The sequence below is a fragment of the Pedobacter vanadiisoli genome, assembly GCF_042684385.1.
Lineage (GTDB): Bacteria > Bacteroidota > Bacteroidia > Sphingobacteriales > Sphingobacteriaceae > Pedobacter > Pedobacter vanadiisoli.
This window is the reverse complement of sequence record NZ_JBHULL010000013.1, coordinates 1-13,863: the sequence shown is the minus strand read 5'-3', so window position 1 is coordinate 13,863 and position 13,863 is coordinate 1. Positions and strand designations below refer to the sequence as shown.

At 39.0% G+C, this 13,863-nt stretch carries 11 protein-coding genes; 1 reads left to right on the top strand and 10 read right to left on the bottom strand.

The genetic code is table 11. From position 1 onward, the window contains the following. The first annotated feature begins 11 nt into the window (after window positions 1-11). Window positions 12-2,012: a fibronectin type III domain-containing protein gene (locus ACFSR6_RS15595; RefSeq protein WP_379080470.1), complete on the top strand. Its 2,001-nt coding sequence runs from the start codon at window positions 12-14 to the stop codon at window positions 2,010-2,012. Window positions 2,013-2,216: 204 nt separating this feature from the next. Here ACFSR6_RS15595 and ACFSR6_RS15590 read toward each other — a convergent pair whose 3' ends face one another. From ACFSR6_RS15590 to ACFSR6_RS15545, 10 genes are all read right to left on the bottom strand, one after another. Then, window positions 2,217-3,452: a carboxypeptidase-like regulatory domain-containing protein gene (locus ACFSR6_RS15590; protein ID WP_379080468.1), complete on the bottom strand. Its 1,236-nt coding sequence runs from the start codon at window positions 3,450-3,452 to the stop codon at window positions 2,217-2,219. 249 nt (window positions 3,453-3,701) lie between these two features. Then, entirely contained in the window at window positions 3,702-3,881 is a 180-nt protein-coding gene (locus ACFSR6_RS15585) for a hypothetical protein (RefSeq protein ID WP_379080466.1), read from the bottom strand. Next, the gene (locus ACFSR6_RS15580) at window positions 3,881-5,119 is read right to left on the bottom strand and encodes a carboxypeptidase-like regulatory domain-containing protein (RefSeq protein WP_379080464.1); all 1,239 of its coding nucleotides are present in this window, start codon (window positions 5,117-5,119) and stop codon (window positions 3,881-3,883) included. The genes ACFSR6_RS15585 and ACFSR6_RS15580 overlap by 1 nt, the downstream gene beginning before the upstream one ends. Window positions 5,120-5,284: 165 nt before the next feature. Further along, the gene (recN, locus tag ACFSR6_RS15575) at window positions 5,285-6,937 is read right to left on the bottom strand and encodes a DNA repair protein RecN (RefSeq protein ID WP_379080462.1); all 1,653 of its coding nucleotides are present in this window, start codon (window positions 6,935-6,937) and stop codon (window positions 5,285-5,287) included. Window positions 6,938-7,040: 103 nt separating this feature from the next. Then, window positions 7,041-9,080, bottom strand: a complete 2,040-nt coding sequence (locus ACFSR6_RS15570; protein ID WP_379080460.1) for a M56 family metallopeptidase — start codon at window positions 9,078-9,080, stop codon at window positions 7,041-7,043. 94 nt (window positions 9,081-9,174) lie between these two features. Continuing rightward, complete coding sequence (locus tag ACFSR6_RS15565) at window positions 9,175-9,546, bottom strand: BlaI/MecI/CopY family transcriptional regulator (RefSeq protein ID WP_379080458.1); 372 nt, start codon at window positions 9,544-9,546, stop codon at window positions 9,175-9,177. A gap of 433 nt (window positions 9,547-9,979) precedes the next feature. Continuing rightward, the gene (gene porD, locus ACFSR6_RS15560) at window positions 9,980-10,876 is read right to left on the bottom strand and encodes a type IX secretion system protein PorD (RefSeq protein WP_379080456.1); all 897 of its coding nucleotides are present in this window, start codon (window positions 10,874-10,876) and stop codon (window positions 9,980-9,982) included. Further along, window positions 10,873-12,069, bottom strand: coding sequence for a bifunctional phosphopantothenoylcysteine decarboxylase/phosphopantothenate--cysteine ligase CoaBC (coaBC, locus tag ACFSR6_RS15555; RefSeq protein ID WP_379080454.1), 1,197 nt, complete (start codon window positions 12,067-12,069; stop codon window positions 10,873-10,875). The genes porD and coaBC overlap by 4 nt, the downstream gene beginning before the upstream one ends. Before the next feature lie 72 nt (window positions 12,070-12,141). Further along, entirely contained in the window at window positions 12,142-12,468 is a 327-nt protein-coding gene (locus ACFSR6_RS15550) for a DNA-directed RNA polymerase subunit omega (RefSeq protein ID WP_090988294.1), read from the bottom strand. Between the two features lie 2 nt (window positions 12,469-12,470). Next, window positions 12,471-13,418, bottom strand: coding sequence for an outer membrane protein assembly factor BamD (locus ACFSR6_RS15545; protein WP_379080452.1), 948 nt, complete (start codon window positions 13,416-13,418; stop codon window positions 12,471-12,473). Between the last annotated feature and the right edge of the window lie 445 nt (window positions 13,419-13,863).

Below are 13,863 nucleotides of genomic sequence, written 5' to 3'. Positions count from 1 at the left end.
AAATACAGAAGATGAAAAAACTGATCTATATATTTATGTTGATTCTTCCATTAGCGGTAGCCGCGCAAAAAAAGGAAGCAAAGGTTGCCTTTAGTGGTTACAAGGGTAATTACATCTATAATTTATTTAAACCTGCTTCAGCAGCACATCCCGATGGCGAGGTAGTAGGTTTCAGGCTCGATCGTAAGCTGGCTACCGAAGCCAATTGGCAAACCATACAAACTTTTGCTTCGCCATCAAACTATAACGAGCTGGCGAGTACAATTGAAGATGGTAAAAGGAAAGCTTACGAGTATAAGGCCGAAAATGCTTATACTATTGATGATGTTTGGCCGGTTTATCAGAAAACATTCCGTTACGATTCGCTTTCAGTATACCTTACGCAGCAGCATCTGGCGATTGGCTTTAAGGTTTTATTGGTTGATACTACTGCAAACCTTTCCAATCACTATCAGTACCGGGTGGTACAACTCAAACGCGATGGATCTGAATATGGTAAATATGTTTCGCAACCGGTATCGCAAAACCTGGGTGCATTGGCCATTAACAAACCCAAAGCCAACAAACGTGAAGTAATGGGAGGGGTATTCAGGTTATCCTTTGCTGCTAAAGCAGGTACAGAAGTACCGCAGGCTTTATTGATCAGGAGAAAAGCAGAAGGCGATAAAGATTTTAAAAGGATAGAATTACTGTATAGCATAGAACAGCTGAGGGATAGCATTTTTTACAGTATAACAGACGATAATGCCCGTGCAGATGCACTTTATCAATACACAGTGACACCCGTAAACCGCTTTGGGGGTGGAGCAAAAGTTGTTTCAGATACCTTATCGGTAAATTCAATTTCGCAGAAAATGCTGATTCCTAAAGCTTTTGTAGCAGTTACCGATAGCGTAAAAAAACAAATTAACCTTTCGTGGGGATTCATCAAACCCGAACTGATCAGCATGGTTAAAATTTACCGCTCAGAAAGTTACGAAGAGGGCTATTCATACCTAACATCAACCAATAAAGCTTTTTATGAAGATAAGAGCATTATTCCTGGTAAAAAATATTATTACTACCTCATTATTAGCGATCAGTTAGGCCGTTCGTCCGAAAGGAGTACCAAAGTGTATGCATTGATGCAAAATGCCGGAAAACCCAACGCACCATTATATGTAGAGGTGATCAAAACAGAAAGAGGAAATAAAATCTCCTGGCAGGATTATAACCTTGAGAACCGTGGTTACAAAATTTTCCGTACCAACCAACTCGATGGTGAACTGGTACCCATTGATACTTTTGTTTACCTTGACCGGAAATTGGAAGGTAAATATAGTTTTATCGATGCAACTAAAAACAGTGGTGGATTAACCGGTTATGCCGTTGTATCCGAAACCATGAGTAATGTGCAAAGTGGTTTTTCTAAAACGGTTTATTTAAAAGAAGAAGCCAAAACAGCAAATCTTTCGGCTCCATTACTGCTTGATTTTCAAAAGGATAAAAAATCGGTCAGGATTTTCTGGCAGCAAAATGCCCGTAATACGAATGTATCCGGCTTTAATGTGTACCGTAAAACCGGAGAAAAACAATACATTAAAATCAATAAAGCCCTTGTCAATTCAGACAGAACAACTTTTACAGACTCGTTAACTGTTAATGGTCAGGATTTGTATTATAAGATAACTTCGGTAAGTATATCCGGTAAAGAAAGCGAAGCAAGCAATGAAATCCAGGCCGATGTCCTGACGATGGTTTATCCGCCATCTTCAGTAAAATGTTCATTTAATGCAGATAAAAGTGCTGTAGAATTGTTTTGGCAGCCTTCTCAAAGCGAAATATCCGGGTATGAAATTTATAGGTTTACCAGAGGAAGCGAGCCGGTTAAAATAGGGAGCAGCAAAGGCCAGGCTAATTTTGTAGACAGAGGTTTCGAAAAGGACAAAATAAATTATTATTATGTAATATCGTTAGCACATAATGGAAATACTTCTGTTCCTTCCAACCAAACCTTTTTATCATTAAAATAAAAGGGGGGACTAATTCCTCTCATCAAGATTCGTCATTGCGAAGTTGGAACAACAAAGCCTGCCTGCAGCGGGCAGAGGCTATCACATTGAAAATCTATGGTATACAGGTGGTTTCGTTGGCTGAAAAACCTTCTCGCTATGACGATACTTCTTAAGTACCCACCAATGGTAGCGTAGTTGAAAGATTTCCAAATTTATTCCTGACTACTTCTTTGGGAGCGGAACATAATCCATCGGTACCATATCGGCCACTTTTTCGTAAGCCCAATAGCCTTCGTAAAGGAGTGAACGTGAATCATAAATGCCACCATTTTCATAAAAACGAACACCATCACCCGTTAAATTTGCTACCGAGATTTCGTATTCAGGAACATCCAAAGGCCTGAAAATCCAGAAACCGGTTTTAGAATAAGCCAGCGATTCTTTTTCCTTCGTGTATTGAATAAGCAAAGCATCGGTATAGCTGAGGTATTTTAAATTCTGGTTATAATAATGTACCAGCGTATCGGTAAGTACATCGGCCCTCGAAAACTTGTCGATGGTTTTAGGCATTTCCTGTTGTTTTGTCCAAAAGGCAAGTAATGCCGTGTCTATTTTACCTTTCGTTTGCCTGATGCCTGTTTTTTCGGGCACGGCTTTGATTTTTTCCAGTTTGGCATTAATTACATATTGCGGATAACGGTTTGGATTGGGGATTTTGATCATTTTGTTAATGATAAAACCTTCTTCCTGTGTTTTATTCGCGTAAAGCGAACGGAAAAAATGTTGCGAAGAACCATAATAGGCTACCTCACGGGCCGCGATATATTTTTTCTTTTTAGCTGCTGAAGCTTTAAGTTCTTCAAAAAACGGATGACCGGAGTAATAAATGATGTGTGTACGTGAATTGTATTCGAAATGATCAAGCATGTATTTAAGGCGGTAGCCCAAAGCTTTGTTTTCAACTATCAAAAACTCAGTTGTAGAAACCGTTAGGGTACTTTTGGTTACATCATAATCGACATTTAAAACCTGAGGGTTTAAGATTTTGCATTGCGTTGCATTGGGTGTTTTGCCGATGAAAAACTCTTTAAACTGATTAATGTATTTCTGCCGGTTAGGATCGGCCCTGATCACCACTTCGTCTAATTGGGCCACATTTTCTTTCAGTACCAATTCGACCTGTACCGATTTATCCGAAATAATTACGCTTTTAGAGTAGGGGAGGTAACCCACCAGCTGCACCAGGATATCGTAGCTGCCCGGTTTTAGGTTCGTTAAGGTAAAGCGGCCGTCATTATCGGCCACAGTAGCAATTTTATAGCCACTTAAATAAATGCTTGCTCCTGGCAATCCGTCTTTCTGATCGCGAACCAGCCCACTGATCGAGAAGGTATTTTGAGCGTTGGCATTAGTACCCAAAATGATGAATATAAGGGCTACTAAAAGGCTTTTAATCATAGAGCCGAATGTAATTAAAAGACTTAATATTTATCAAAAGCGCAAAAGATTTTTAACAAATTTAACATTTAAGGTTAAGCATGAATAAGTGCCGTTATCCTGAATATTCCCGCCATGGCAAAATTCCTTAAGTATCTGTTAATGGTAGTGTATCAGAAGGGTAACCACCATGTGCTTTTGAAAACCGGTGGCCCGTTTTCATGGCTACAGTTGTCCCGCCATCGCTCATAGTCCTCGTTACACTGCGCTTCACTGTGGGCTACCCGCTCTGTCGGGTTTATTTAACAAAGTTGGTGCTGCTATGCTGCAAAAACCTTTAAAAGGATTGGTGACCATGCCAGCTAAAACTCCGTCTGTACGGGCAGGCGATTGCAATGTAAAACTTACAACCCGCTGCACAATGCTCCGGTCGTATTCTGGGTTTACCATTACTTTTTCCCCTCTAAACCGGCTGGCGGCAAATAATCCATCGGCACACTATCGGCAATCTTTTCCCAGCCCCAGTAACCTGCATAAAGCATCGAACGCGGATTATATATAGAGCCGTTTTCGTAGAAATATACCGGAACAACCTGGAGGGTGATGGTCGAAATCTGGTAATCAGGCATATCCAACGGTCTTGCAATGGATAAACCGATCCGGTTGGCATAGGCAGGGTCTTCGCGTTCTTTGGTATAAACCACATAAAGCTTATCGGTAAAATTGATGCTCCTAATGCTTTCGTTCTCTACATGTACCAGTGTATCCTGGGCGATGGGAGCACGGCTTAAAATCGATAGCGCTCGTGGCATTTTTTTTATTTTTATCCAAGAGTTTAAGGAATCGCCTGTTCTAATGGTTAAGGGGCTGGTTAAACCGGTTTGCGCTTTTGTTAAGTCTTTAATATTGGCATTAATGGTGCTGTCAGATGGCCTGTCTGGATTTTCCTTGGTGATGAGTTTGTTGATGATATAACCTTCTTCGGTTGCGCGTTGATTAAAAAGAGCCCTGAAAAAATGTTGTGGAGAGCCTAAATACGCCGCAACCCGTTTTTGCTCCCAGATTTTTTTTCTCCTTACAGAGCCTTTTAAATCTTCGTAATAGGGAAAACCTTCATAATAAATGATCCTCGTTTTACCATCATATTCAAAATTGTTCAGCAGGTATTTAATGCGGTAACCTAATGCCTTGTTTTCAATAATCAGGAACTGGGTAGTTTTTACGGTAAGTTTAAATGTCTCTTTATCATAATCAACAATAAGTACGTTTGGATTGATGATTTTACATTGCTCAGCATTAGGTGTAGTGCCGATAAAATAACTCTTAAACATGTTGATATAATGCTCCCTGTTTGGATCGGGTTTAATAGTCACCTCGGCCAGTTGGGTTACACTTTCTTCTAAAATGAGGTCGAGTTTTACGGCCTTATCTGAAATGACAATGTTTTTATTCAGGGCTTTGTAGCCAATCAACTGTACTAAAATGTCGTAGTTTCCGGGCTTTAAGGGAAGGTTATACCTGCCATCGTTATCGGTAACGGTAGCAATTTTATAACCGCTTACATATACACCAGCTCCGGGTAATGCCTCGCCATGTTTATCTTTAACAATGCCAGAAAGCACATAACTTTGCTGTGCTAAACAAAATTTACCAATGAATAATAGAAATATAAGCAGTGTAGATTTCATTACATAAATATAAACTAATTTATTAGTTTAATGAAAATGCAAAAGAAATATTACTTAATGGTAATTCGTTGGTCTTGTGTTTTCACTGATCCCTAACTTTACCGGTTTTGTGCGGAAATGAAAATGGCCTGAGAGGATACAGCCCCTGCAATTAGCATGTAATAACTAAGCCAATAATTCTTTGGCGTTTTCGATGGCCGATGCGCCCGGGTTTTTTCCGCTTAACATTTCGGCAATTACATCAATACGTTCTTCCTGTTTAAGTTTGCGGATTCCGGTAGTGGTTTTTCCTTTGTCCTCGTTTTTGTATACAAAATAGTGCGAGTTTCCTTTGGCAGCAATCTGTGGCAGGTGTGTAATTGAAATTACCTGCATATTTTTGCCCAGATCAGCAATTACTTCACCAACCTTTAAAGCCGTTTCGCCCGAAATCCCAGTATCGATTTCATCAAAAATAATGGTAGGTAAAGAAGTATGCTTCGCCAGCAGTGCTTTTATAGCCAGCATTAAACGAGATAATTCACCACCTGATGCTACTTTATTTACAGGGGCAGGCGCTTGCCCGGCATTTGCTGTAAAAAGCAGGTTAATTTCATCCAATCCATCTTTGTTAAGGTCAGTTAAGGTTTTTTGGTCAAGAACGAGTTTGGCATTAAGCATACCCACTTTTTTTAGGGTGATGCCAGTTTGCTCTTCTACCACTTTGATGGCTTTTTTTCGGTTGGCACTTAATTGGTCGGCTTGCTTATGCAGTTCTTTTTTGAGCTGATCGATTGCTGCCTGAATTTTTTCAATTTGTTCGTCAGAAGATAAAAGCCTGTTCAGGTTTTCTTCCAGTTGTTTTTGAAGGGCTAACAGCGCTGTATTGTCGGCCAGCCTGTGTTTTTGCTGAAGTGAATAAAACAGGTCTAACCTTTGGTTTACAATTTCCAGGCGATCGGCACTGTGCAAAGTATTTTCTTCTATGGAAGAAACTTCATCGGTGATGTCTTTTATTTCTATGATCGATGAGCGTAAACGTTCATAAAGTACATGAATGGCAGGATCGAATTTTTCTATTCCCTGTAACTGTAACGAAGCTTCCTTTAAAATCTGGAGGGCAGAAGGTTCACTTTCATTGATCAGGCCCGAAGTAGTAAGTAATGCCCGTTTAATGGTTTCGGCATGTGTTAGGCGTTCCAGTTCCTGTTCCAGTTCTTCCTGTTCGCCTTCCTGTAACTTTGCCTGTTCGAGTTCGTTAAACAAAAACTGTTCGTAATCCTGTCTATTACGGGCCTCGTTGGCTTCATCGATTAAATTTTTTAACAGGGAAGTATCTTGTTTAAGTTTTTTAAAACCGCTGCGGTAATCAAATAGCAATGATTGATGATTGGCCAACGAATCAACAATCAGTAATTGAAAATGAGCATCATTGATTTCCTGTGTAGCATGTTGCGAGTGGATATCAATCAGTTTTTCGCCGATCTGTTTCAGGATGGATAGATTGACCGGTGTGTCGTTAATAAACGATCTTGTTTTACCATCAATTGATATTTCCCTGCGTAAAAGGCTTTCGTTCAAAAAATCAAGGTCATTTTCCTCAAAAAGCTCTTTCAGGTTTTCGTCTGCCAATATAAAACTGCCTTCTATTACGCACTTTTTATCCTGGTTAAAGAAGTATTTGCTCTCTGCCCGCTGGCCTAATAGTAGCGATAATGCCCCCAGTATGATAGATTTACCGGCACCGGTTTCACCTGTGATGATATTTAAGCCTTTATCGAATTCGATATCAAGGCTATCAATTAATGCGTAATTACGGATCGAAAGTTTTTGTAGCATGCCTTAGCAAAAATATTAAAATTTATTCAACAGGCCAGTACAAAACAAAAACAGCGGAGAATAATCTCCGCTGCTCCTTAATCTGTTTGGTTGTGTGTGTTTTTTATTTTACCGAAATGTTGATGGTATTTTGGTTGGCAAAGGCAACAGGGCTATCGGTTTTTACGAAACTTTTTAATGCCAATTGATCTGCAATTTTAAAATCAGCCTTTTTATAAGTAACCATTGCATTCTCAATTTTCAATGTTTGAACAGGAGCTGAAAAATCTTTATTGTTATAAAGTATTACCGCAGGACTGATCTGTGAGCTTTTGTTACCACCCTCTGTCTTTTCGTTTTTCTCTTTCTTATCCATTTTCTCTTTCAGCTCTTTTACATCGTTATCGAATTTTTCTTTCAATTTCTTATACTCTTCACTCTGTCTTATCTTCCTGTTTGAGTTATCATTGTAATTAAAAATTATACCATCGGGAGAAAGCATATAAGCCCTGTTTTTTAATAAAGAATCGGAATGTATTTTGCCTAAGGCAGATAATTTTGCAATATCTCCTGATTTTAAGGCAAGTGTTCTGATATTCTCTAATTGTACCCTAAACTCCGGACTATTTACTTTGGCTGCAATGTCTTCACCCAATTTTTTCCACTTTGCCTGTGCTTCTGGTGAACTGAATTCCTTAGCCATATCTTCACTCATTTTTTTCCATTTGGCCTGTGCCTCCGGCGAATTCATTTTCCTTTGCATTTCCTCTCCAAACTTTTTCCATTTGGCCTGTGCTTCTGGTGAGTTATATTTTTTGGCTATATCATCACCAAATTTTTTCCATTTAGCCTGCGCTTCAGGCGAATTGAATGCACGGTCAATTTTAACCCTGAATAAGGAATCTTTAAATTTAAATGCACTATCCAACTGCAACTTGAATGCATTTTTACCTGCAAAGAGTTGATCGTTGTAGAAATCTTGTCGAAGGCTGTCAGGCATCTCTTTTACCGAATTATACTCGGTTTTATTGCCTTTAGCATCAATGGTCACAATTTTTATTTTACGTTTTTTGGTGGTATCGGTACACGAAACAGGGTTAAAAGTCGGACTTGAGGTAACGAACCTTACCATTTCCTGTTTGGCTTGCTTTTTAGTCTCTTTTTTCTTCTCGGTTGGATTCACCCAGGCGATGGAAAACAGACAGGCCACACCAAGGGTTAGGGCTGCCATCTGTTGCTTGGCATTTAAATAATTTGTTTTCATGTTGGTTATTCTTTTAATACGTTGATATAAATTTTGGGTCTTGCCAGTGGCAGCAAGAGCGTAAACCGGGCTGTTTTTGTCTTTAAGCAGCTCGAGTTTCAGTAAGGCATGCGCATAATTCAATGGTTTGCCTGTAATTTTAAGCACCAGGTCGTCACAGGCATGCTCGCGCTCAATATGAATGAAGCGGCCGGCAAGCCATACAAAAGGATTATAGAAAAGCAGGGTTTCTATCGCTGTTTTGATGAGGTTCAGTAAAAAATCGTTCCTCCTGATGTGAGATAATTCGTGGATAAGAATGGCTTCTACCTGATCATTGTCTAACTGGTTTACCAGGGCTACCGGAAATAATACCACGGGTTTTAAATAACCAATAACCAAAGGTACATTAACAATAGAAGATAAATGGAACCTGGTTATTTTTTTGATTCTGAGCTGAGTGGTTACCTGTTCGAAAATAACTTTCCAATGATCAGGAATGGCACTTAAACTTTCTTTTTTCAATTTGGAAAGCTGACCATAACCTTTAATAATAACAAACAGCTGTAACAGGATGCCGATGATATAAAATATTACAATAATAGGGAAGTACTGCTCTGCTTTGCTGCTAAAACTTTGGGGAAGGTTATTAAAATACTGATAGATCTGAATATTTTGCGGATTAATGACAGCCTCCTTACTGCTGATGCTCTGCATAAGTTGATTAATAAAATTGTAGGCAAAGCCAGCAAACATTAAAATAATGGAACCAAATGCAAGATTGTGCTTATATTTTGCTGCCAGCTTCGGAAGGCTAAGCATTACGATAAATAAGATACCATAGATAATGGCGCTTTGCCATAATGAGTTTAAAATACTCCAGCCAAATGCTTTGATGAACTGTTGTAATAAAGTTTCCATAACGGTGGTTTTAATTTTTTATGCCGGGATAAACCGAAAATGTTAATTTTTATTAGGGACCCAAACCCTACACTTTTCAACCCACTACTTAACCTTACTTAAGGCTATCTAAATACTTTTTGATTTCATCAATTTCATCTGCACTTGCACTGTGGTTACCTAATGCCTGCATCACCAGTCTTGCGGCCGATCCGTTAAATACGTTATCGATCATTTTGGTCACCAATTGCTTTTCGGTTTTATCCTGACTAACAAGGGCTCTATAAATGTGCGTTTTTTGACTGGTATCTCTATCTACGATTCCTTTCTCGTGCAAAATCTGCATCAGTTTTAAAGTAGTGGTATAACCAGAGTCTTTTTTATTCAACGCTTCGTGCACTTCCCTTACCGTTGCATTCCCCTTTTGCCAAAGTACCTGGAGGATTTCCATTTCCCCTTCTGTTGGTTTGATGTTCTGATTGCTCATATGTTACAGTTGTACGAATTATTTCGTAATCAAATGTACGAAGATATTCGTAATAACAAAATATTTTAACAAATTTTTAACTTTTAAGGTATGGCTTAGCGTTATAAATAGGCTAGCGGGCTCGCTTTACACCAAGCAGCCATACCTCTTGTTTCAGCATAAGACAGAGAAAGGAAAGAAATGTTGCATGCCCATTTGGCTTTGGAAGGGAGCTTGCCTATGAAAAACAGACAATTGTTATTAAGTCTGATTGATATAGATACCGCCAGCGCTTAAAGCCTGCAGACACCCGCCTGAATGAACGGGCAGGTATGAACGAAAGGGGACTGGCTTTAATTGAAATGCTGTTACTGATTTGCAAAAAACTGAATGAAATAAGTTGCATTTAGCACATAAAGATCGATTAACCGATTTAAACAGTTAACCAACAATATTAATTCTTCTTCAGCCCTTCATACTTGCCAATGTTCGCCGGATCGATTTCTGCCAGCATATTATAAACCTTTATACGTTCCTGTCCGTTGAGCTTAGAAAGTACATTGGTTACTTCTTCTGCTTTGGAAGCAAAATAAACATTCGGAAAAATAGAACCTAATTTTTGTTTGTCCATTTGTTGAAGTGCTGGTAGGGCAGCCACAATCTGTGTTAAACCTTTATCGTTATCAGTTAGCTGATCCAGGCCGCTTAAATGGTAGCTGTAGATGAAACTCCTTAATTCGCTAAATATTGGATTCAGTACATTTTCATTAAACCAGAAACGGTTGCGTAAGCCATCTGCAGCTCTCCAGCCGGTATTGCCCGATGCCTGTGCTAAATTAATGATGTTCTGCGCTTTTTTATAAAAAGGTGTTCCACCCATTTTGCTAAAACTGTCTTTATCCATTCCGATAATGGTATAAGCATAGTAGGTGAGAAGGGCACTGATATTGGAAATATAGTTCTGGTCCGAAAAATCGATTGTGGAGCCATCAAGATAATTAAAATCGAAATTTTTATCGCTCATGTTTAACAGTGTACTATTATAAGAACTGTTAAAAACCGGCCGACTGCTTTGAATCTGTGCTTCGGCAGTATAACCAGAGCCACCATCCCATGAATTAATGGTAATGACAAAACTGCACTCAATACGTTCCTGTGGTTTGTAACTTTCGTTACTGAATTTATTATTGTTTAAGAAATCGCGGATGGTTTTTTGAAGCGCATCAATTGTTGGTTTGCTAATGTTCGAAACCTGCGGAGCCAGTACAGTTACTCTTGCATTGAGTTCCTGTGCCTGTAGTTTCTCCAAGCTCATTAACAATATCAATAGCCCAAAAATCCTTTTTATCATTTTGCAATTTTTAAAATAGCTGAACAAATATCTTTAGCCACGTTGGTTTTCGATTTCATTTCAAATACCGTTTGTTCCAAAGCCCTGTTAAAAATAGTAATTTTATTGGTATCTGATTTAAAACCTGCCCCTTTATCGTTTAAAGAATTTAAAACAACAAGATCGAGGTTTTTCTTTTCCAGCTTGCCTTTTGCATAATTTTCTTCATCATTGGTTTCCAGGGCAAAACCCACCAGGATTTGATGTGCTTTTTTACTTCTGCCCAAAGATGCAAGAATGTCGGTCGTCTTTTCAAGTTCAAGCACCAGGTCGCTGTCCTGCTTTTTGATTTTCTGTTTGGCCACCTGTTTAGGGCGATAATCGGCCACAGCTGCACACATTACAGTAATATCAGTTTCAGAAAATACGGCAGTGCAGGCCTCGAACATTTCCTGTGCACTCACCACATCAATTCTTTTTAAGTTTTGTACAACTTTTTGTGCGGTAGGCCCGGCAATTAAGGTAACATCGGCACCTAGTTTGGCCAATTCATCAGCAATGGCAAATCCCATTTTACCTGAAGAATGATTGCCTATAAAACGTACAGGGTCTATAGCCTCGTAAGTAGGTCCAGCGGTAACCATTACCTTTTTGCCATACAGGGGCATCGATTTTTTAATGGCACTATCCAGAAAAGAAACAATTTCTTCTGGTTCAGCCATTCTGCCTTCGCCCCAGAGTCCGCTAGCGAGTTCTCCATTTGCAGGAGCGATAACGGTATTGCCAAAACTGATAAGGCGTTCAATATTACTTTGGGTAGTTTCGTGTTTCCACATATCCAGGTCCATTGCAGGCGCAACATATACCGGGCATTTGGCCGAAAGATATACCGCAGTGAGTAAATTATCGCAGATTCCTGTAGATAGTTTAGCCAGTGTGTTGGCACTTATTGGAGCGATAATAATTAAATCGGCCCATAAGCCCAGTTCAACATGATTACTCCATACGCCGGTTTCTTCTTCGAAATATTGCGTATAAACCGGGTTTTTAGAAAGCGTAGCAAGGGTAAGTGGTGTAATGAAATTAGCACCATCAGGGGTAAGAATAACCTTAACGTTTGCGCCAGCTTTAACGAGCAGCCGGACCAAAAATGCCGACTTATATGCTGCGATGCTACCGCAAACGCCGAGGATTATATTTTTATTTTTCAGCATAGGATACAGGGCATGGGGCTTAGAGCATTGATATGCTTACAAAACTGCGCCATGCTCTTTGCTCTCTGCTAATTACTTTTGTTCTTTAGCAGGGTTTCTGTGGTAAACTTTGCCATTCAAAAACTCATCCATAGCAACCAAAACAGGCTTCGGCATACGCTCGTAGTGCTTGCTGATTTCAATCTGCTCACGGTTTTCGAAAATTTCTTCCAAATTATCGTTGCTAGAAGCAAATTCTGCCAATTTACCGTGTAACTCTTCTTTAACGTTGTTCGAGATCTGATTTGCCCTTTTGGCAATCACCACTAACGATTCGTATAAATTATCGGTAGTTTTATCTAAATCGTGTACGTTTCTGGTTACTGTAGTGTTTGGTACAGCAGGTTTGTTAGTATTCATTATTACTTGTTTTTAATATTCGTATTATCAGCATTTGTTGGCTTTGCAGAAACGGTATCTTTCAATTTACCGGTTCTGATCAACATTTGCTTGTATTTTTCCTGATCGGCAGCATATAAAGCCAATTCTTCTTTGGTAGCCAAAATACCGGCTTCAACATCTTCTTTAAGTCCTTTAGCATCTTTGGCAAATTTGCTGTCCGGATGATTTTCAGTAAACTCAGTATATAAAGCTAATGCCTCATTGTATCGGTCTTCCTGACGGTAAACCAAACTGTTTTTAGCGTATAAATATTGTGCCTTAATCATTAAGAAATCCATTTCCTCGGCATATTTAATATCCGGATAATCGCGCTGTGCATTTTTTAAGGCAATAACTGCAGCTCTGTAATTATCAATATTACTCGGGCCGGTTGTTAAATACATCTTCGCATTTTCAAAAGCTTTGTCTTCCAGTTTGCCCCTTAAAGTAGCAATATATTTGGCTGCTGCTGCAGCACGGTCGCTGGTAGGGTATAAGTTAATGAACAATTGTAATGCATCAATAGCTTTGTAGGTGTTTTCCTGATCTAATGAGAAATTTGGCGATTCTAAATAATAGCAATAAGCGCCCATATACCTCGCTTCTTCTGCATTTTTACTTGCCGGATAGGTATCTGCAAAGCTTTTAAACTGATATCTGGCCGTAGTATAGTCACTTAACCTATATAAAGTATATGCATAATAATAGTTAAGATCTTCAGCTTCTGCACGGCCACGGTATTTTTGAGAAAGATCCTCAAAAAGTATCAATGCTTTACTGTAGTCACGTTTATTATACAAACGAAGTGCTTCCTGGTATTTTTTTGCAACATCATTACTAGCCCTCAATTTCTCGAAACGACTTTTACAACCCGCAAGCCCTAAAGCGGCAACAAATACTAAAATAATTAAGTGTTTAACTTTAAACATTCTGCAAAGATAATTAATAATACGATAAGATCAATAAAAACAATTCGCCGCTAAGCTATGCAAAGCAATTCAGTAGGATATAACAGTTAACAAATTTTAACATATACTATATAGTTGGCATTAACGCTGTAAAGGGGGGGGTGTTTGTAGTTTTTATGATATGTGTATATAGGTAGCTTTTATGTTTTTTCATTAAAGCGGTTTTAGTGCTACTATCTAATTGATTTCTTGCTTTCCATTTCAATCGCTTGCCCGTACAGGCCGGGGTTTAGGTGGGCTTGCCTGAGGAAACCTGATAGGTTTGAACAGCTAAAAAGCTTGCTTAAACAGCGGGGAGTTCCAATTGTTTTGCATGGATTAATATTATTTCCTGCTGTAAACCATAGGTTTACCGAATTCTGTTCAATATTTTGATTCAAAGTCTTTGCAGGGGTGATAATTTTTT